Annotated in this window: 19 protein-coding genes; 7 read left to right on the top strand and 12 right to left on the bottom strand. The window is 72.9% G+C overall.

The genetic code is table 11. The features are described 5' to 3' along the window. Window positions 1-2: 2 nt before the first annotated feature. On the bottom strand, window positions 3-602 hold the full coding sequence (locus DMP15_RS08740) for a dTDP-4-dehydrorhamnose 3,5-epimerase family protein (protein WP_161152020.1): 600 nt from the start codon (window positions 600-602) through the stop codon (window positions 3-5). Then, window positions 599-1,561 carry a dTDP-glucose 4,6-dehydratase gene (rfbB, locus tag DMP15_RS08735; protein ID WP_161152021.1) on the bottom strand — a complete coding sequence of 321 codons (963 nt, stop codon included), beginning with the start codon at window positions 1,559-1,561 and terminating at the stop codon, window positions 599-601. The genes DMP15_RS08740 and rfbB overlap by 4 nt, the downstream gene beginning before the upstream one ends. Window positions 1,562-1,632: 71 nt before the next feature. Here rfbB and rfbD point away from each other — a divergent pair, with 71 nt between their 5' ends. Then, complete coding sequence (gene rfbD, locus DMP15_RS08730; protein WP_337825599.1) at window positions 1,633-2,475, top strand: dTDP-4-dehydrorhamnose reductase; 843 nt, start codon at window positions 1,633-1,635, stop codon at window positions 2,473-2,475. After that, a complete protein-coding gene (gene rfbA / locus DMP15_RS08725; RefSeq protein ID WP_073575549.1) occupies window positions 2,472-3,359 on the top strand; it encodes a glucose-1-phosphate thymidylyltransferase RfbA in 888 nt (295 codons plus the stop codon). Before rfbD ends, rfbA begins: the two co-directional genes overlap by 4 nt. A gap of 23 nt (window positions 3,360-3,382) precedes the next feature. Here the strand turns inward: rfbA and DMP15_RS30305 are convergent, their stop codons facing one another. Beyond that, entirely contained in the window at window positions 3,383-3,595 is a 213-nt protein-coding gene (locus tag DMP15_RS30305; RefSeq protein ID WP_443217706.1) for a hypothetical protein, read from the bottom strand. Here DMP15_RS30305 and DMP15_RS30300 point away from each other — a divergent pair. Both DMP15_RS30300 and DMP15_RS08710 read left to right on the top strand, forming a co-directional pair. Beyond that, the gene (locus tag DMP15_RS30300) at window positions 3,495-4,247 is read left to right on the top strand and encodes a sugar transferase (protein WP_443217694.1); all 753 of its coding nucleotides are present in this window, start codon (window positions 3,495-3,497) and stop codon (window positions 4,245-4,247) included. The genes DMP15_RS30305 and DMP15_RS30300 overlap by 101 nt on opposite strands. 48 nt (window positions 4,248-4,295) lie before the next feature. Continuing rightward, the gene (locus DMP15_RS08710; RefSeq protein WP_073575548.1) at window positions 4,296-4,607 is read left to right on the top strand and encodes a sugar transferase; all 312 of its coding nucleotides are present in this window, start codon (window positions 4,296-4,298) and stop codon (window positions 4,605-4,607) included. Between the two features lie 138 nt (window positions 4,608-4,745). On the opposite strand, the gene DMP15_RS08705 is transcribed toward DMP15_RS08710, so the two are convergent. The 4 genes from DMP15_RS08705 to DMP15_RS08690 form a co-directional block, all read right to left on the bottom strand. After that, window positions 4,746-6,029 carry an NAD(P)H-dependent oxidoreductase gene (locus DMP15_RS08705; RefSeq protein ID WP_337825598.1) on the bottom strand — a complete coding sequence of 428 codons (1,284 nt, stop codon included), beginning with the start codon at window positions 6,027-6,029 and terminating at the stop codon, window positions 4,746-4,748. Further along, window positions 6,029-6,592 carry a dTDP-4-dehydrorhamnose 3,5-epimerase gene (rfbC, locus tag DMP15_RS08700; protein ID WP_345644287.1) on the bottom strand — a complete coding sequence of 188 codons (564 nt, stop codon included), beginning with the start codon at window positions 6,590-6,592 and terminating at the stop codon, window positions 6,029-6,031. The genes DMP15_RS08705 and rfbC overlap by 1 nt, the downstream gene beginning before the upstream one ends. 120 nt (window positions 6,593-6,712) lie before the next feature. Further along, window positions 6,713-7,294 (bottom strand): DUF4232 domain-containing protein, encoded by a 582-nt coding sequence (locus tag DMP15_RS08695; protein ID WP_337825597.1) that lies wholly within the window; start codon window positions 7,292-7,294, stop codon window positions 6,713-6,715. Window positions 7,295-7,364: 70 nt separating this feature from the next. Next, window positions 7,365-8,804 (bottom strand): sugar transferase, encoded by a 1,440-nt coding sequence (locus tag DMP15_RS08690; protein WP_337825596.1) that lies wholly within the window; start codon window positions 8,802-8,804, stop codon window positions 7,365-7,367. 193 nt (window positions 8,805-8,997) lie between these two features. Here DMP15_RS08690 and DMP15_RS08685 point away from each other — a divergent pair, with 193 nt between their 5' ends. From DMP15_RS08685 to DMP15_RS08675, 3 genes are read left to right on the top strand one after another with little or no spacing between them, the layout of a single operon-like run. Beyond that, a complete protein-coding gene (locus DMP15_RS08685) occupies window positions 8,998-9,708 on the top strand; it encodes a sugar phosphate nucleotidyltransferase (RefSeq protein WP_337825595.1) in 711 nt (236 codons plus the stop codon). After that, the gene (locus tag DMP15_RS08680; RefSeq protein ID WP_083659154.1) at window positions 9,705-10,907 is read left to right on the top strand and encodes a DegT/DnrJ/EryC1/StrS family aminotransferase; all 1,203 of its coding nucleotides are present in this window, start codon (window positions 9,705-9,707) and stop codon (window positions 10,905-10,907) included. Before DMP15_RS08685 ends, DMP15_RS08680 begins: the two co-directional genes overlap by 4 nt. Further along, window positions 10,904-11,920, top strand: coding sequence for an NAD-dependent epimerase/dehydratase family protein (locus DMP15_RS08675; protein ID WP_073578402.1), 1,017 nt, complete (start codon window positions 10,904-10,906; stop codon window positions 11,918-11,920). Before DMP15_RS08680 ends, DMP15_RS08675 begins: the two co-directional genes overlap by 4 nt. Window positions 11,921-11,944: 24 nt before the next feature. On the opposite strand, the gene DMP15_RS08670 is transcribed toward DMP15_RS08675, so the two are convergent. The 5 genes from DMP15_RS08670 to DMP15_RS08650 are packed head-to-tail and all read right to left on the bottom strand — an operon-like array spanning window position 11,945 to window position 19,532. Further along, window positions 11,945-13,522, bottom strand: coding sequence for a DUF4091 domain-containing protein (locus DMP15_RS08670; protein WP_073578403.1), 1,578 nt, complete (start codon window positions 13,520-13,522; stop codon window positions 11,945-11,947). Next, on the bottom strand, window positions 13,519-14,931 hold the full coding sequence (locus tag DMP15_RS08665; protein ID WP_073578404.1) for a hypothetical protein: 1,413 nt from the start codon (window positions 14,929-14,931) through the stop codon (window positions 13,519-13,521). Before DMP15_RS08665 ends, DMP15_RS08670 begins: the two co-directional genes overlap by 4 nt. Further along, window positions 14,928-16,205 carry a hypothetical protein gene (locus tag DMP15_RS08660; RefSeq protein ID WP_073578405.1) on the bottom strand — a complete coding sequence of 426 codons (1,278 nt, stop codon included), beginning with the start codon at window positions 16,203-16,205 and terminating at the stop codon, window positions 14,928-14,930. Before DMP15_RS08660 ends, DMP15_RS08665 begins: the two co-directional genes overlap by 4 nt. Further along, window positions 16,202-17,461: an O-antigen ligase family protein gene (locus DMP15_RS08655; protein WP_139283043.1), complete on the bottom strand. Its 1,260-nt coding sequence runs from the start codon at window positions 17,459-17,461 to the stop codon at window positions 16,202-16,204. Before DMP15_RS08655 ends, DMP15_RS08660 begins: the two co-directional genes overlap by 4 nt. Further along, window positions 17,454-19,532 (bottom strand): glycosyltransferase family 4 protein, encoded by a 2,079-nt coding sequence (locus DMP15_RS08650; RefSeq protein ID WP_073578407.1) that lies wholly within the window; start codon window positions 19,530-19,532, stop codon window positions 17,454-17,456. Before DMP15_RS08650 ends, DMP15_RS08655 begins: the two co-directional genes overlap by 8 nt. Between the last annotated feature and the right edge of the window lie 21 nt (window positions 19,533-19,553).

Genomic DNA, 19,553 nt, shown 5'->3' with positions numbered 1-19,553 from the left:
CGCTACCCGCGCAGCTCCGCCAGGCGGGCGCGGCAGCTCTCCCAGGCCGGCAGGGCGCCCGCGGCGAGGGCCTCGTCCAGGGTGGGCGCGGCACGGTCCTTGTCGGACAGCACCGGCTCGACCCCCTCGGCCCAGGGCAGCGCGAGGGCCGGGTCCAGCGGGCTGATCCCGTGCTCGGCCGCCGGGGTGTACGACGTCGAGCACAGGTACCCGACGACGGTGGTGTCGGCGAGCGCCTGGAAGGCGTGCCCGAGCCCCTCGGACAGGTAGACCGCCCGCATCGAGGCGGCGTCGAGGTCGACGGCCTCGACCCGCCCGAACGTCGGCGACCCGACCCGCAGGTCCACCACGACGTCGCGGACGGCGCCGGCGGCCACGTAGAGGTACTTGGCCTGGCCGGGCGGCACGTCGGCGTAGTGCACGCCGCGCACGACGCCGCGCGCCGACACCGACTGGTTGGTCTGGGCGACGGTCAGGTCGAACCCGAGCGCGTCGCGGAACGCCGGGCCCTGGAAGGGCGCGGTGAACGAGCCGCGGTGGTCGGCGAAGGTGGTCGGCTCGAACAGCCAGGCGCCCTCGATCGACAGCGGGGTCGCCTTCACGCCCACCAGCTCCGGTGGTCGCGATACCAGGCCACGGTGGCGGCCAGGCCCTCGTCGAACGGCACCCGGGGGGCGTAGCCGAGCTCGTCGCGGATCTTCGACCAGTCCACGGCGTAACGGCGGTCGTGCCCCTTGCGGTCGGCGACCCGCTCGATGCGGTCCTCCCCCACGCCGACGGCGGCGAGCAGTGCGCGGGTCAGGTCCAGGTTGGTCAGCTCGGTGCCGCCGCCGATGTTGTAGACCTCCCCGGCCCGGCCCGCCGTGGCGGCCAGGACGATCCCGCGGCAGTGGTCGGAGACGTGCAGCCAGTCACGGACGTTGAGGCCGTCGCCGTAGAGCGGGACGGTGCCGCCGTCGAGCAGCCGGGTGGTGAACAGCGGGACCACCTTCTCCGGGAACTGGTACGGCCCGTAGTTGTTCGAGCAGCGCGTGACCACCACGTCGAGGTCGTGGGTGCGGTGGTAGCTGCGCGCCAGCAGGTCGCTGCCCGCCTTCGCCGCGCTGTAGGGCGAGTTCGGCTCCAGCGGGTGGGTCTCGGGCCACGAGCCCGACGCGATCGAGCCGTACACCTCGTCGGTGGAGACGTGCACGAACCGGCCGACGTCCGCGTCCAGCGCGGCCTGCAGCAGGACCTGGGTGCCGACGACGTTGGTCGTCACGAAGTCCGCGGCGCCGGTGATGGAGCGGTCCACGTGGGTCTCGGCGGCGAAGTGCACGAGCAGGTCGGCACCGCCGTCGAGCACCTCGGTGACGCGCCGGGGGTCACGGATGTCGCCGCGCTCGACCGTCAGCCGCGGGTCGTCGGCGACGGGCGCGAGGTTCTCGATCCGGCCGGCGTAGGTGAACGCGTCGAGCACGGTCACCCCGGCCCCGGCCAGCTCGGGGTGCTCCCCGCCGAGCACCTCCCGGACGAAACAGGACCCGATGAACCCGGCCCCGCCGGTCACCACGATGCGCACGTGCCCTCCCCGCTCACTGTCCGGCCCCGCCAGCGTGTCAGAGTCGGCCCCGACGATCGGGAGGTGGGCGCGTGCGCGCGTGCGTGCTGGGGGCGAACGGGCAGCTCGGGCGGGCGCTGGTCGCCGCACTGCCCGGCGCGGTGGCACTCGACCGTGCGGCGCTGGACATCGGCGACGCCGACGCCGTCGCCGCGCACGACTTCACCGGCGTCGACGTGCTGGTCAACGCCGCCGCCTACACCGCCGTCGACCGGGCGGAGACCGAACCGGGCGCGGCGTGGCGGGCGAACGCGGCGGGCCCCGCGCACCTGGCCGCGGCGGCCCGCGAGCACGGTTGCCTGCTGGTCCACGTCTCCACCGAGTACGTCTTCGACGGCACCGCGCCCGGTCCGGTGCCCGAGGACGCCCCGCCGTCCCCGCTCGGGGTGTACGGCGCGTCGAAGGCAGCCGGGGAGCTGGCGGTGCGGGCGGCGCTGCCGGAGCGGCACGTGATCGTGCGGACCAGCTGGGTCGTCGGTGACGGCGGCAACTTCGTCGCCACCATGGCGCGGCTGGCCCGCGACGGAGTGTCCCCCGCCGTCGTCGACGACCAGGTGGGGCGGCCGACGTTCGCCCCCGACCTGGCCGCGGCGCTGCTCGTGCTGGCCGGGTCCGGACGGCACGGCACCTTCCACGTGACCGGCGACGGCGAGCCGGTCAGCTGGCACGGACTGGCCCGGGAGGTGTTCGCCCGCTGCGGCCGCGAACCCGGCGACGTCCGCCCGGTGTCGACCGCCGAGTACGCCGCGGACAGGCCGCACCTGGCGCGCCGACCGGCGAACTCCGTGCTCGACCTGTCCCGCGCGACCCGCGCCGGGGTGACGATGCCGCCGTGGCGCGACGGGCTCGGCGCCCACCTCGGGACCGCCCGGTGAAGGGCGTCATCCTGGCCGGTGGCACCGGCAGCCGGCTGTTCCCGCTGACCGCGGCGGTGTCCAAGCAGCTGCTGCCGGTCTACGACAAGCCGATGATCTACCACCCGCTGACCACGCTGATGCTGGCCGGGATCCGGGAGATCCTGCTCATCTCCACCCCGCACGACCTGCCCGGGTTCCAGCGCCTGCTCGGCGACGGCGGCCGGCTCGGCCTGCAGATCACCTACGCCGCCCAGGAGCACCCCAACGGCCTGGCCGAGGCGTTCGTCATCGGCGCCGACCACGTCCGCGGCGGGCCGTCGGCGCTCGTGCTGGGCGACAACATCTTCCACGGCGCCGGGTTCGGCGACCTGCTGCGTCGCCGCGCCGCCGAGGTCGCCTCCGGCGACGCGGGCTGCGTGCTGTTCGGCTACCCGGTGCGGGATCCGCGGCGCTACGGCGTCGGCGAGGCCGCCCCCGACGGCACCCTGCTCTCGATCGAGGAGAAGCCCGAGCACCCCCGCTCGGACCGTGCCATCACCGGCCTCTACTTCTACGACGACCGCGTCGTCGACATCGCCACGCGCATCACCCCCTCGGCCCGCGGCGAGCTCGAGATCACCGACGTCAACCGCGCCTACCTCGAACAGGGCCGCGCCCGTCTGCAGGACCTCGGACGCGGCTTCGCCTGGCTCGACACCGGCACCCACGAGTCGCTGATGGAGGCCGGCCAGTACGTCCGCGTCCTGGAGAACCGCCAGGGCATCCGCATCGCCTGCGTCGAGGAGGTCGCCCTGCGGATGGGCTTCATCGACGCCGCCGCCTGCCACGCCCTCGGGGCGCAGCAGGCGGGCTCGGGCTACGGCGAATACGTCATGGCCGTCGCGGATCAGTTCAGGTCGTAGCGACGGCCGTTCCCCGGCGCCGGTCACAGGCAGGCAGCCCGGGTCGGCCTCGTCCGGACGGTGCCGGTGCCGACCGACGTCGTCGCCGTCGGGACCGCCGCGGTCGTGGTCGCGCCGATCGGGCACGACTGCGTCGTGGTGTCCGCGCTGGCCCAGGTCGGTCCGGTCGGCAGGCTCATCCGCCGCATCTCGCTCGACGAGCCGCCCCAGCTGTGGAACCCCCTGCGCGGGGACATGAGCCTCGTCGGGCCGCGCCCGGATCGGCCGTGGTTCGGCAGTCCTGCTGACCGGAGGGCCCGGCCGGGGAGTCAGAAGGGCAGGTGCCCCGAGAGCACGACGGCCGTCGCGACCGCCGCGGTGAGCACGAGCAGGAGCGCGGCGACCGCGGTCCGGCGGGTGCCCGTCGTCGCGGGACCTGTCGCCGGAGCGACGCCCGGAGGTGACCAGAGCGGTCGGCCCGTCCGGCGCCCTGCGGGCCAGGGTCCGGCACCGTCGCGCTCGCGGCGGGCCGCGACCGTGAGGGCCTCGGCCCGGTCCGCCGTCGCCGGATCGGCGCGGCCCTGCGCGGTGAGTGCGGCGACCAGGTCCCTGATCCCGACGGCGTCGCCGGGCAGGGCACGGCCGCGGACGACGTCGCGGACCCGCGCGGTCGAGGTCCGCAGCCGGCGCGCGAGCACACGCTCCGACGGGCAGCCGTGGTGCACGTGGACGTCGTCGAGCAGGTCGAGCAGGTCCCGGTGCGGGCCGTGCTCGGGCCAGGACGTCCGGTCGAAGCGGCGCAACGGCACCCGTTGCCTCCTCACGCAGGATGATCGTTCGATCACCTGTCGCATCCGGCGGCGTCGGCGTTACTCAATTCTGATGAGACGCCGCGATCGTCACTCCTGATGACAACCCCTCGCATGGATTAGGACGAACGGCGCAACGTGCGCGCGGGTGAGGGAGCGGGACCTGGAGGGCTCGGAGACCGAGCTCGCCGTCGACCCCGGCCTGATGGAGCTCGCCGGCCCGCGCATGCACTTCACGCCGGTCGACGGCATGCCGCTGCTGCGGCTGTCCGAGCCGCGGTTCTCCGGCGCGTCGACGATCGTGAGGTACGTCGCGGACCGCGCGGTCGCCGCGCTGCTGATGCTTCTGGTGGGGCCGCTGTTCCTGGTCCTGGCGGCCGCGGTGAAGCTCGGCGACGGCGGCCCGGTGTTCTTCCGCCAGGAGCGCGTCGGTACGCACGGGCGCACCTCGGGATGCTGAAGTGCCGGTCGATGTGCGTCGACGCCGAGGTCGAGAACTGGATCCCCGCACTGGACCTGCTGATCCTGTGGAAGACCGTCGGCGCGGTGCTCCGCAGCCGCGGCGCCCACTGACCCGGCGCCGCGGCCTGCGGGCCGCTCAGGCGAACAGCTTGTCCTGCTCCTCGCGGAGCGCGTCGACGAGCCGGCCCGGGGGCAGGGTCACGTCGTCGTAGGTGAGCACCGCGTCCTTCGCGACGTCGCGCACCAGCGTGCACCCCTCGGCGACGCCCATCGGCAGCAGCCGCTCGGCGCGGGTCACCGGGCTCGACTCGGCGACACCGTAGGTGTCGTAGCCGCCCAGCCCGTCGACGGTGTGCCCGGCGCTCAGGTCCTGCTTGGCGGTGGCGACGACGTCGACCCGCTGTCCCGCGGGCGGGCTCAGTGCGGCGTCGGCGAAGTCGACGGCCCGCACGATGGTGTTCGGGACCTCGAAATGGCACAGGTGGTACGGGGTGTAGAAGCTGTACAGCGGGCCCTCGCCGAGCTTGTACAGGTTCAGGTAGTGGCGCTGCTTCGGGTCGTCGTGGGTGCCGAGCACGTAGATGCCCGGCCCCGGCTTGGCGCCGACCACGTAGTCGACGACGCCGCCCAGCTCGCGCAGCTCGTCGACGTCGTAGGCCGCGGTCAGCTCGTCGACGTGCCCGGTGTGGTCGCGGCCGTACATGCCGCGCCGGCCGACGGTGAAGCCGAACGCGTTGGCCACGATCGCCTGCTCGAACGACACCTTGGTGCCGTCGGCGAAGCTGGTGACCATGTAGGGGTCCTGCCCCCACTTCTCCGCGAACGCCTGCTGGGTGGTGGGGGTGCGGTACTCGTCCTGCAGGCCCTTGATGTTGCCGGCGACGAGCGGGGTGACCCCGATGCCGCGCACGAAGCGCAGCAGGTTGGCCTGGACGCCGGGCTGGTCGCCGTCGGCACCGGTCAGGACGACCCCGGCGGCGCGGGCGCGGTGCGCGAGCAGCGGGCCGACGGTGCCGTCGAGCTCGGCGTTCATCGTGACGACGGGCAGCCCGCGCTCGATCGCGGCGACGGTGACCCGGGCGCCGAACTCGACGGCCCCGGTGACGTCGACGAGCACGTCGATGTTCTCCGCGGCGAGCAGCGCGAACGCGTCGCCGAGCACGGCCGGGACGCCCTTCGCGACCATCGCCTCGACCTGCGCGGTCGTCGACACCTCGACCGGCTCCAGCCCGGCCTCGGTGTAGGCGCGCACGGCGGTGGCGACGGTGCGGTTCGCGATCGCGACGACGTCCATCCCGGGGGTGGAGTTCACGATCTGGTTGACCAGGCCGCGGCCCATGAACCCGGCGCCGACCAGGCCGACCCGGATCGGGCGGTTCTCGGCGGCGCGCTTCGCGAGGGCGGTGTCGAGGATCAGCATCAGCGGGCTCCGGTGACCGACGGGAAGTCGGCGTTGTCGGCGAGCAGCGGCCAGTTCGCGTCCTTGTCCGAGACGTGGTCGACCGCGTGCGGCCACTCGACATCCAGGGCCGGGTCGTTCCAGCGCAGGCCGCGCTCGGCGCCCGGGGTGTAGGGCGTCGAGACCTGGTAGATCGTCGTCGCGTCCGGGGTGAGGGTGAGGTAGGCGTGCGCGAAGTTCCGCGGCACGTACATCGCCCGGTAGTTGTCCTGGGACAGCTCGGCACCGAACCACTGCAGGTAGGTGTCGGAGTCCGGGCGCAGGTCGACGATCACGTCGAAGATCGCGCCGCGGACGCAGCGGATGACCTTGACCTCGGCGTTGGGCTCCAGCTGGTAGTGGAAGCCGCGCAGGGTGCCCGCCTCGTGGTTGTACGAGAGGTTGCACTGGGTGATCGTCGGGTCCAGCCCGGCGTCGCGGAACTCCTGCTCGCAGAAGGCACGGGCGAAGAAGCCGCGGTCGTCCTCGAGTCGCTTCAGGTCGATGAGAGCCGATCCGGGGAGCGGGGTCTGGTGAATCTCCACGCCCGGCATCATCGGCCAGAGCTGATCGACCGTTATCGGGTACCCCCGCGGGGGTGGCGCACACGACTCCGGCCGTGACGGGGTGTGTGTCACCCACTGCACGGGGTGACCGCGACGGGGTCAGACGGAGCCGGGCGCCACCGGGTGGATGTAGGTGCCGGGGCGGGTCGCGCCGTCCTGACGGGAGACCGGGCCCTGGTCCCACTTCAGCGTCGTCGACGTCGTCTCGTCCGGCGCGGTCACGACGACGTCGGTCGGCGTCCAACTGTCCCCGGGCAGCCAGGTGATCACGGTGTGCGCGGTCCCGCCCGGCTTGACGACGACCGCGGTGGGTTCCTCCCCCGCCCGGGGCAGCGAGTAGGACGGCCCGAACTGCGGGTCGTCCGGGCCGCGCAGGTCGACGCCGCCGAACCCGGTCATGGTGCAGGGCGCGTCGGAGGTGTTGCGCCAGACGATGGTGGTGTCCTTCTGGTTGTCGCCGAGGGTGGTGCCGACCGACGCCTGCACGGTGCTGCTGGTGCAGCGGGCGACTTCGGCTGCCTCCGACGACGACGTCTCCCCCGTCGGCTGCTGCGCGGCCGTGGTGGGCGCGGTCGACAGCGCGGCCGGGGCCTCGGACGGGGCGGCACCTCCGCCGCACCCGGCGACGAGCAGTCCGACCGACAGCAGTCCGATCAGGAACGGTGTGCGGTGACGGTTCATGGGGGAGACCGTTCCCCGGTCTGCCCGATCACGCCGCGCGAGGCGCGAGAACCACCCGGTCGGGTCGGACCTAGCGTCGCGCCAGGAGACGGCCCAGTGTCCTCGCGATGATCACCATGTCACTGCCGACCGTCCAGCTCCGGACGTAGCCGATCTCGATCTCGAGTTTGGCCGGCAACAGCTCGCCCAGGTAGAACGACTCGACGTCGTCCGGTCGGGCCCGCTCGATGTAGACCTGCTCGTCGCCGAAGTCGAGGTAGGCCACGCTCGTCATCCCGGGCCGGACGGACCAGACCGCCCGCTGCTCCGGGGTGTAGGCACGCGCGTAGCGCGGGTCCTCCGGACGCGGGCCGACGACACTCATGTCACCGCGCAGCACGTTGACGATCTGGGGCAGCTCGTTGAGCTTGGTCGACCTCAGCACCCGGCCGATGGGGGTGATCCGGGGGTCGCCCTCCCGGGTCACCCGCGGGCCGGAGTCCCCGGGACGCATCGTGGCGAATTTGAACATCGTGAACCGGCGCCCGTGCAGCCCGACCCTCGGCGCCCGATAGAGCACCTCCCCGCCGCTGAGCAGCAGGACCAGTCCTACCGTCAGCAGGACCGGCAGCACCAGTGGCAACCCCGCGAGGCACAGCACGACGTCCAACGCCCTTTTGCCCGCGGTCCGGGCCCGGCCACGGGTCCCGCCCCGCGACGGAGCCGCCGGCGTCGGGCCGGGCAGGTCGGCCGGAGCCAGTGACCGGACCAGTTCCGCCAGCGGCGGCACCACGAGCGTCGGGATGCCCGCCGCGGCCGCCTCCGCCGACACCGTCCCCGCCGCGGCCCCGTCCGAGGTCGCGATGACCAGCAGGTCGGCGCCGAACCGTTCGGCGAGCGCGGCGGGCCGCTCCCCGGACCGGGCGGTCCCGAGTCCGGCGATGCGACGCCGCGCACCGTCCGAACCGACCGTCGCGACCGGCAGGATGCCCCAGCTCGGGTCACGCAGCATCGAGCGGACCAGGTGGTCGGCGTCCTCGCCGGTCCCGACCATGACCGCACGACGGGTGCGCCGCGGGTCGGTGGGATCGGGCCGCTCGATCCGGGCACGCAGACCCGCTCTGACCCCAACCAGCAACAACGCCGCGATGGGAATGGCGAGCAGCGGCGTCGAGCGGGGCACCGGAGGCGGGTCCTGGAGGGTCACCAGGACGAACGTCGTCAGCCCGACCAGGAACACCGACAGGGTGAGCCCGCCCGGGTCGGTCGCGGAGGCGGCCCTCCCGCTCGTGTAGGAGCGGCCGAGCCATCCGACGAGCATCTGCGCGACGGCGGCTGCCGCCGCCGTCCACAGCAGACCCGACACGTCGATCTCGGCCAGGTCCAGCTCGTACCGGAGCAGGACGGCCACGACGAGGGCCACGACCCAGCCGAATGCGTCCCCGGCGACCGCTGCCGCGATGTACCCACGGTGACCGATCGGGTCCGGACGGACGTGGGCGAACGATCGGTTCAGGAGTGCGTTCGACATGACACCTCACCGGCGGCGTTGCGATCTGCTCGACGCGTGAGTGGTCGATATTCACACGATCGTGTTACAGCGTCCAGGTCTGGGTTCCCCCAGAAGGAACGCCTGCACTGCTCTCGGTAATCACACGTGGCCCGTAACGACCGTCGAGACACTTTCGAGTGATTGTTCACCCCGAGCGCCCCAAGGAGGAAAGATGCCGAATCTTCACGCCGTGGTTCAGGCCGGCGGCCGCGGCACCCGTCTCGCTCCGTATTCAACCGTTCTACCCAAAGCACTGATGCCGGTGGGCGAAGGTTGCGTCATCGACAATCTGCTCGCCCGGTTCTCCGCGGCGGGAGTGAAGACGGTGTCGATCACCGTCAGCGCCTTCGGCCCCTTGATCCGCAGCTACTGCGGCGACGGGGAACGATGGGGACTGGAGATCGAATACATATTCGAGGAGGAACCGCTCGGGACCATCGGGCCGCTGAATGCGTTGCGGCACACCGTCCGAGACCCGTTCTTCGTCACCAACTCCGACGTCTTCGCCGATGTGGATCTCGATTCGGTCCTGAGCGAGCACCGGGAACACGGTGCACCACTGACCGTGGTCGTGACACGACAGGTCGTGAACATCGCCTACGGGGTGCTCGAGCACCACAGCGGCGTGGTGACCGACTTCAGGGAGAAGCCGAGCCAGCAGTTCTCCGTCAGTACCGGGATCTACCTGATGGAGCCGTCGATCTTCGACCACATCCCGCCGTCGGGGCCCTTCGGTTTCGACGAGCTGATGCGGACCATGCTGGCCCGGGGTGTCCCGGTGAACGTCTACGAGCACCACGGCTCCTGGATCGACATCGGAAGGGTCGAGGACCTGCGCCGCGCCCAGGAGCACGCCGAGCTGGCCATGCGAGCACCCGCGTGACACCCCTCGCCGACCTCCCGACGATCGAGCTCGGGTCGCCGGTGCTGGGCGAGGCCGAGAAGCAGGCGCTGCACGAGGTCATCGACGACGGTTGGCTGACCATGGGCGACCGGGTGCGCCGCTTCGAGCAGGCCTTCGCCGAGCTGCACGGTGTCGCCGACGCGATCGCCGTCCACTCCGCGACGTCGGCTCTCCAGCTCGCGCTGCACGCGGTCGGCGTCGGTCCCGGTGACGAGGTGCTGGTCCCGTCGCTGACGTTCGTGGCGACGGCGAGCGTCGTGGTGCAGGCCGGGGCCACACCGGTCTTCGTCGACATCGAGTCCCCGGACCTGCCGCACCTGTCGGTCGAGGACGCGCGGGCACGGCTCACGCCGCGCACGACGGCCGTGGTCGTCATGCCCTACGCGGGGTACGCGGTCGACGGCGCGACCTGGCGGCGCTTCGCCGACGATCACGGGCTGGCCCTGGTCGAGGACGCCGCGCACGCCGCAGGGCTGCCGGGCCACGTCGCCGGTGTCGCCGACGCTTCCGCGTTCAGCTTCTTCTCCAACAAGAACATGACCACCGCGGAGGGGGGGATGCTGGTCGTCGCCGATCCGATCGCACGGGAGCGGGCGCGCCTGTTGCGCGCACACGCCATGACCGCGAGCACCCTGGACCGAGACCGGGGGCAGCGGGTCGGCTACGACGTGGTCGACCGCGGCTACAACTTCCGGATGGACGAGCTGCGTGCGGCGCTGGGGCTGGTCCAACTCCCCCGGCTCCTCGGGTGGAACGCCAGGCGACGAATGCTGAGCGGGCGCTACCGCAGTCTCCTGGCCGAGGTCCTGCCGCACTGCCGGGTCCCGTTCCAGCCGGAGCACCCCACCGCCGCACACCTGCTGCCGGTGCTGTTGCCCGTCGGCACCGATCGGACAGCCGTGGCCACGGAGATGCGGGCCGCCCGGGTGCAGACCAGCGTGCACTACCCGCCCGTCCATCGGTTCACCTACTACCGGGAGCGGTTCGGCGACGTCGAGCTCGCCCGTACCGAGGAGTTCCACGACCGGGAGCTGACGCTTCCGCTCCATCCCCGGCTCGGCCCGGACGACGTCGGCCGCGTCGTCAGGACTCTCGCCGACGCCCTGGCCACGACCGGGGCCCCCGACACCGCGACCACGACGGTTCCGGCGCCCATCACGGAGAGGACAGCGGGATGACCCCGGATCTGAGCGAGCGCACCGTCCTCGTCGTGGGCGGCGCCGGCTACGTCGGCTCGGTCCTGAGCGCACGGCTCCTCGACGCCGGTGCTCGGGTGCGCGTGCTCGACCAGCTGATCTACGACAACGGTTTCGCCCTGCATCACCTGCTGGACCACCCTCGCTTCGGCTTCTCCCGTGGCGACCTCCGGAACCGGGCGTCGGTGACCGCGGCGGCGACCGGCACGACCGATGTCGTGCTGCTCGCGGCGCTCGTCGGGGACCCGGTCTGCAGGCGCTACCCCGAGCTCGCCGAACAGGTGAACCACGAGGCGGCGGTACAGCTGCACGACATGCTGGCCGGACTCGGTGTGCGGAGGTTCGTGTTCACCTCCACCTGCAGCAACTACGGGATCCACGACCCGTCGTCCTTCGCGGACGAGACCAGTGAGCTGAACCCGCAGTCGCTCTACGCGGAGACGAAGATCGCGGTCGAGGAACACGTGCTCGCCGGCGCGTCGCGGACGACGACCGTCGGCACCGTCCTGCGTGTCGCCACCGCCTACGGCCTCTCGCCACGGGCGCGGTTCGATCTCACGGTCTCCCAGTTCACCCGTGACCTCGCCGCGGGCGAGGAGCTCGTGGTGTACGACGCCGACACCTGGCGCCCCTACTGCCACGTGCAGGACCTCTCGTCGGCGGTCCTGACGGTGCTCGACGCACCCCCCGGGCTGGTGCGCGGCGAGGTGTTCAACGTCGGTGACGCCGACCAGCAGTTCACCAAGCGCATGCTCGTCGACGAGGCCCTCAAGCACGTCGACGGGGCACGGGTCGTCTACCGCGAGGGCGACACCGACCCGCGGAACTACCGGGTCGCGTTCGACAAGATCGCCACGGTGCTGGGATACCGGTCCCGGCACTGCGTGCAGGACTACGTGGGGGACCTGGTCTCCGCCGTCCGGGCGGGGATCTTCACCGACGTCCGTCCCGGCGACCCACGGTACGGCAACCACGTCGTCGCGCACCTCTGCTGAACGGCCTCGCGGCAGGCGGCGGTGTCATCGGCCGCCCGCCGCAAGCTCCGCGAGCGCTGCGCGCGCCGTGGCCAGCGCCGCCGGGTCGCGGCTCCAGCCGCGCCAGTCCGGTGCCACCGTGCGCACGACCCGGTCGACCGCGGCGTCACCGGCCGCCCGACGGGCCAGCTCGGCGTAGGCGTAGTCGTCGATGCCGTCCCGGATCCACTTGAGGCGCAGCGACGGCGCGGCGCCACCCGGGAGGCCGACCCGGTCGCCCGGGTAGACGAGCATCCCGTCGCCGGCGTACCGGTCGTCGTAGAGAACCGCCGTCGACCAGGGGTCGACAGTCCCCCATCCGTCGACCCGCCAGTAGAGCAGCCCGGTGTAGCCGAGGCTCTGGTTCAAGAATCCGGGCATCGCCCTCAGCCCGGCGGGGTCAGCGCCGATGAGCCATTTCGGCGAGTAGTCGTCCTGGGCGAGGGCGGTGTAGGACCAGACCTCCATCCCGCGCCCGACCGCCGCGTCCACCAGCGCGGGGTCGTGGTCCATCGGCAACGACGCCCACACGTCGACCACCGGTGCCCCGGTGCCGTCGTCGAAGAGGACCGGGTCCGGTGCCATCGTCACCAGCTGCCGCACTCCGGCCCGGTGCAGGGCTCGCGACCAGTCCCGCAGCGCCGGGTAGAGGGTCGTGTGGTCATCGCAGTCGGCGATCTCGTCGGCGGTGTAGTTGTAGCGCGACGTGCCCGCGGGAGCCTCCCGCACGGCGGCGTCGACCTCCCCCGGTGTGGGCGGTGGCCGCATCGCGCAGGTGTCGCGGTCGGCTCCGCTGTAGAAGCCGGTGTTCACCGCGTTCAGCCGGCCCGAGGCGCGCAGCGCCGGGTCCAGTCCGCCCACCGGGCTGCCGGGCATGGCGCCGTTGCGGAGCAGCTCCGCGTCGACGGCGGGTCGACCGCCGCTGTTCAGGAAGGCCCCGGTCAGAGCCGGACGGGCGGGCAGCACCAGGTCCAGGACCGTGAGCTCGACCTGCCCGCTGACGTCGCCGCCGGCGGTGCGCAGGGTGTAGCCGCCGCGGTACACCCCGGGGACCGCATCCCGGGGGACCGCGACGTCCACCCAGTACGGCTGGGCGCGGTGCGGATCGACGGATACCCCGCGGGCGGGGATGTCGCCGTGCAGCGGTGCACCGGTCGCAGGATCGGTGAAGGGCACCAGGCCGTCGGCGTAGTCCCCCGGCCCGGCGGAGCCCGCGACCGGCAGCGTCGCCGGGACCGTCACGAACTGTTCCCGGAACAGCGAGACCGCACCCGCCGGGAGGAAGACACCGCCTGGCCCTCCGAGTCTGCTCACCTCCAGGTCCACGCCGCGCAAGGGCCGGCCACCACCGGTCGTGACGATCTGGAACGACTCGGTCTCACCCCGTGCCGCGGTGATCTGCGCCGTGGTCCGGGGACCGGGCGGGTCGTGTGCCGACACCCGGACGAGTGCGTCCTCCACCCACGCCGTCGGAGGACCGGACGGGGCCGGGGGACCCGGTCTCAGCGGACCGGCGAACAGCACGACGGCCGCGACGACGATGACGCCGACCGCGGTGGCGAGTGCCCGGTGCCGTCCGGTCATGCCCCCGGCTCGCCGACGTAGGCGATGCCCTCGACGCGGCCGCCGGTCGCGTGCAGGGTCTGCTCCACGCGACTCAGCTCGTCACGGCGGGTCCGGTCCGACACGACGAGCAGCGTGGCGTCCGCCGTCCGCGAGACCAGTGCGGCGCCCGGGTCGTCGCCGAGCGGGGCACAGTGGACGACGACGACGTCGACCGTCCGCTCCAGCTCCTCCACGATCCGGCCGAACTCCCGGCCGGAGAGGAGGTCGACAGTCGAGTCGGGCGCGGCGCCCGCGGCGATGACCGACAGGCCCGGCGCGTCGTCGGTGACGGTCAGCGCATCGGACAGGGCCACCCGTCCGGCGACGACCGCGGACAGGCCCGGAGCGCCGAGGTCGGCCTCCGGGGCGGTGAAATCGGCCCGGACCAGCGCCGTCGACGCGCCGGCCCGGGCGAAGCCGGTCGCGAGCTCGGTCGCGATCCTGCCCGTCTCGGCGCCGTCGCCCCGGCCGGCGCCGCAGACCAGCACGCTGCCGCTGAGCTTGTCGCGGTCCGCGGGCAGCACCAGGGCACGGATCATCGCGATCACCTCACCCGGCGCGGTGCGCATCCGTGCCCGGCGCCGCGCCCGCGACGACCGCCACCCACCGCGGGTGCCGGACGGCGCGACTGTTCCGAACAGCGGGACCCGCAGGGCTCTGGTGGCGTACGCAGGGCCCGGCACGTGCGGGTCGAGCCCCCCGGCGGCCCCGGCCAGCCCGGCACCCGCGACGGACCCGATCGCGGCGGCCGCCGCGGCGTAGAGCCACACCGTCCCGCTCGCCTGCCCGTCCGCCACCGTGGTGTCCAGGACGACCGGCCGGGGCCCGGCCTGGATCGTCGCCGACGTCGTGCTGGTCAGCGCGTCCTGGAACGCGGTGATCTCGTTCTCCAGCCGTGCCCCGGCCTGCGGTGGCGCGTTCGGGGGCAGGGCGTCCAGCTCGGCCCGGGCGCGGGCGATGGACTGCTCGAGGTCGGCCTCCCCCGCACGGCGGGCGTCCGTGGTGGCCTGCTCGCGCAACCGCACGTAGGTGGTCGCGTAGGTCGTCGCGACCCTCGCGGCCTCCTCGGGAGTCGCCGCCGACGCGGTGACGGTGAGGATCCACGTCGAGTCGCCCGACCCGACGTCGACATCGGGCCGGGAGCCCAGCTCGGCCGCGGCGGCCTCGGAGACGAAACGGCTCCGGACGAACTGGACCTCCGGAGCGACGTCGGCGCCGGACACGAAGACCTCGGTGGTCGCCGAGTGGGACGCGGGGCGCAACAGCACGGCCGCGACCGTGACGGCGACGAACAGCACGACCACGATGAGGACGAGCATCCGGTGCCGGCGCAGGGCCCGGCGCCAGAAGGAGATCTCCAGCTCGTCGGACGATGCGGTCTGGTTCATGCGGTCCCCGATTCTGTGCGATGGTCGGTGGGGGCTCCGGTCAGCCGGTCCGTGTCCTTCTGATCCGTGTCCTTCCGGACCAGGAACAGCAGCCAGGCCAGCACGGCGCTGACCGCGTAACCGCCGGCGAGGACGACGGCGGTGCCGGTCGCCCCGTGCCCGGAGGCCACGACGAGCACCAGGACGAGGACGATCGGGACCGTCGTCGCCTGGACGAGCAGTGCCCGGCGCAGCTGCCCGAGTGCCGAGGCGACGACGATCGCCCCGACCAGCACCGCCTCGGCGACCAGCATCACGGCGAGGAAGGTGCGCGGCCCCTGGGTGCCGTCCCAGTTCGTGTCGAGCAGCCACCGCCCGACCCGGTCGGGCAGCAGGACGACCCCGGCGCCCCAGGCCGCGGCGAGGACCGCCTGCACCGCCGTGACCCGGCCGACGAGCCGGCGGACCTCGCGGGGGGAGCCGAGCCGGGTCGCGTCGGGCAGAAGCATCGACCGCGTACCGAGGATCAGGATGCCGAGCGGACCGAAGAACAGGAACGCGGCCCGGAGCGCACCGACCTCGGACAGATCCGTGACCAACGGCATCAGCAGGAACGAGGCGTCGACCGGGATCCCGGTGAGCATGTGGGTGGCCAGCAACGGAGCCGCGAGGGCGCGGTGCAACACGAACCACCGCAGCGCGGCGCGGAACCGGGGCCGGATGTGCAGCCTGACCAGAGCCGTCACGGCGCCGAGGCTGCCGCCGGCGCACCATCCGAGCACGGCGGCGATCTCGGACACCCTGCCGTCCAGGACGGCGGCGACACCGATCGTGCCGAACTGCGCCACCGCCCACAGGACGTCGGAGAGCGCGGCCTCCTTCGGGACGGCCCGGACCATCGCGATCCCCCGTAGCCCCTCCTGGAGCAGGAGCATCGGCATCACGAGCGCCATCAGCAGGAACGGGCCGGTCCCGTGCCCGATGACGAGGACGACGGCCGCGGCCGCGAGTCCGAGCAGGATCCCGAACGCGACGGTGTGCGCGAGTGCCTCGCTCTCCTCGCGCGCCGGGTCCGCCCGGTCGCGGCGGCGGCGCACGGCGAGCACGTCGTTGGACGTCGCACGCACGACCCCGATCCCGATCGTGTAGAGGACCATGACCACCGCGAAGGCACCGAACGCGTCGGGCGCGGTGACCCGGGCGACGAGCAGGGTGAGCAGAAAGTTCGTCCCCGTGTTGACGATCTGCGACAGGAACCCCCAGTGGGCCTGGCGGAGGTTGGTCGGACCGTTCACCGGACGAGCACCTCCGTCGCGGACCGCGGAGCGGCACGGGCGTCCGACGACCGTAGGGCGAGCACCGTCGCCACACCCGCGGCGGCGAAGACCAGCCACCAGTGCCGCTGGTAGAACGCCTCGATCCCGAGGGACACACCGGCCATCACGACGTGCCCGCACAGCAGTGCGAGCACCATCGGCCGCAGCTCACCGGACGCGACGGGCAGCGCGGAGAACAGTCGTACCGCCACCGACACGACCAGCGCCAGGAACACCGCCAGGCCGATCAACCCGAGATCGGACAGGAACCACAGCGCCGTGTTGTGCACGACGATCCGGTACTCGGCGACGTACACGCCGAGTCCGATCCCGAACACCGGGCTCTCCACGTAGTCGTGCAACGCCTCGAACCCGATCACCAGACGGGAGGAGATCTCGCTGGGCCGTGTCACGAGCGCGGCGGCGTCGGGGACCTGCAGCAGCACCAGCGGGACGAGGACGACGACCGGCAGCGCGCCGCGGACGAGGGTCCGGCCGCCGAGAGCCGGTCGGACGAGGAGCAGCGCCGCCAAGCCGCAGGTCAGCCCGATCCAGGACGACCGGGAGAAGGTCAGCAGGAGCGTCGCCGGCAGCACGGCGTAGCCGGCGACCGCCCACCGCCCGGGCAGCAGCGCCGAGGGGGTGCCGGCGGTCACGTGGTGCAGCACCAGGGCGAGTGCGACGAGACCTCCGAAAGCATTGGCATCGAGCACGAGGCCGGAGATCCGGTCGGTCGGCCAGGGATCGTTCATCAGGGGCAGGACCGGGCCACCGGCGAGGTTCAGCAGCCGCGCGCCGAGCGCGAGCGTGGCGTGCAGGAGGACCGCGCCGACGAACAGCCGCAGGATCCGGCGGAGCCGCTCGACGTCGCGCATGTAGTCGATGAAGCAGGCGCCCGTCGCCAGCAGGGCGATCAGCCCGACGTACTTCTGCAGCAGGGCGTAGGAGGTCAGCTCGCCGGTCCGCACGACGGCGACGAGGCAGCCGAGACCGAGCAGCGGGACCAGCGCCGTGTGCCAGACCGTCCACGCCCCGGACATGTGCCGCAGCCGGGTCGACCGCACCGCGAGGTAACAGGCGATGAACGCGTCGGCCGGCGCGATCTGCCGGTAGTCGCCGACCTCGACCTGGATCGGCATGGTGAACAGGTAGGCGGCGAGCAGCACCAGCTCGGGCGTCCACACCCGGCGCGCCGTTCCCTCGCCGCCGGTACCGGCCCGACCGGGTTCACTCATGGGTGTCGACGAACCGCACCCAGCCACCGGGGACCCGATGGCTGTCGATGTGATGGCCCGTCCCGCCGACCCCCCGCGACGGGTACAGCCGGACCTCCTCGGGCGTCTCCCGGTACTCCTCGGAGGTCAGCGTGCGGATCGGCCGGCCCCACACCCCGTCGCCGTAGGACCGGTGGCACGCCTGCGCCAGCCGGACCAGGCGTCCGCCCACCTCGATGACCCGGCCCGCCGGTCGGGAGATCGACGCGTCGTCCAGCACGATGGGGTTCGAGGGGTGCGGTTCCCAGGGCCCACGGATCGACGGCGCGACGAACAGGTCGAGCCGGTCGTGCGTGTGGCGCTCGCTGATCTCGGTGAACAGGTAGTACAGGCCCTCGTGCCGAAGGACGGTGCTGTCCTTGAAGGGACGGCCCCGGAGCAGAACACGGTCGAGCTCCCAGGTGTGGGGGAAGTCCACCGCCCGGTACAGCCGCACCGTCCCGTTCCCGTCCGCGCAGCTCTCCGGGACCATCAGGATCTCGTCGCCGTCGGCGAGCACCTGGGGGTAGGAGAGGTGGAAGTCCTCCCTGAGCACGACACCGTGGTAGCGCCAGTCGACGAGGTCGTCGCTGGTGGCGAGCCCGATCTCGCCGCGTCCCTGGCCGTGGCGCACCTGCTCGAAGAACAGGTGCCAGATGCCGTCCCGCTGGATCGCGAACGGGTCGGCGACCATCGTGATGCCGAGGCGGGCGAGCTCGTCGTCGGAGAACACCGGTCGTCGCACCGGGCCGACCGGGGACAACGGGTCCGCCGTGTGCTCGACAGCGAGCCGCCACCGCGGGGTCCCGGTCGCGGGTCCCCGCAGCGCCGTCGGCACGACGCGTCGTACCAGAGGGCGCAGCCGGGCCCGCAGGCTGAACCGGTGCCGGGGGGTCGACGCCTCGATCCGACGGTAGAGCGACATCAGCGGCGCGAGGGCGTGCGGGATCGCGAAGTGGTCCTCGACCCGCGCCCGACCGGCCGCCGCGAGCCGGGTCCGCTCCCGGTCGTCGGCGGCCAGCGCACGGACGGCGGCGCTGAGCTTCGGTGCGTCCCGTGGGGGCACGAGCACTCCCGCGCGGCCCCCGTCGAGGGCCTCGCGGCTCCCGCGGATGTCGGTCGCCACCAGTGGAACGCCGGCCGACATGGCCTCCAGCACCGCGACCGGCATCCCCTCCCGGTACGACGGCTGGACGGCGAGGTCGGCGGCCGTCAGGAGGTCGGGCACGTCGGTACGGAGCCCGAGCCGCAGGGTGCGCGCGGCCGCCGCCGGGTCCCGCCGGTGCTCCTGCTCGAGCCGTGCGCGCACCGACTGGTCGCGCTCGCTGGGTGCGGCGTCGCCGACCAGCAGCAACCAGGCCGGCCGATCGGCGAGCAGGTCGGAGAACGCGGTCAGCAGTTCCAGGACGCCCTTCTCCGTCACCAGCCTGCCGACGAAGACGACGACGAACTCGTCGGCCGGGATACCGAGCTCACGACGAACGGCGGCCCGGCGCTCCGGGTCGGGGGCGAACCGGGCGGTGTCGACCCCGACGCCCGGTGTGCCGACGACCCGGTCGGGGTCCCGGGCGAAACCGGTCCGGCGTGCGAAGTCGAGATCCTCGGAGTTGACGGTCACGACGTAGTCGGCGAAGTAGCGGTTCAGCAGGCGCTCCGCGGTGGTGTGCACCAGCCACGTCCGCCGCGCCATGCCGTCGTGGAAGTAGAAGCCGTGCACGTGGTTGACGACGCAGGGGACCCGGGCGATCCGGGCCGCGATGCGCCCCTGGATCGAGGCCAGCGGCCCGTGCAGGTGGACGACGTCGAACCGCTCCCGGCGCAGGTAGCGGACGAGCGCCAGGATCTCGGTGCTGAACGCCCGCCCCGTGATGCGGCGGCTCACCCGGATCCGGTGCAGGGCGTAGGAGCTGCCGAGGTGGTGCCGCAGGGTGTCGCCGTCGCGGTCCATGATGCTGGCCGCGACCACCTCGTGGCCGTCCGCGTCCAGCGCGTGGAACAGCGGGACCAGGAAGGCGAAGGCGGACTCGACGCTGGACAGCTGGCAGATCCGCACCTGCGGCCTCCTCCGTCGCAC

The sequence above is a fragment of the Pseudonocardia sp. UM4_GMWB1 genome, from assembly GCF_017312155.1.
GTDB lineage: Bacteria > Actinomycetota > Actinomycetes > Mycobacteriales > Pseudonocardiaceae > Pseudonocardia > Pseudonocardia alni.
This window is presented reverse-complemented; position numbering and strand designations above follow the sequence as displayed.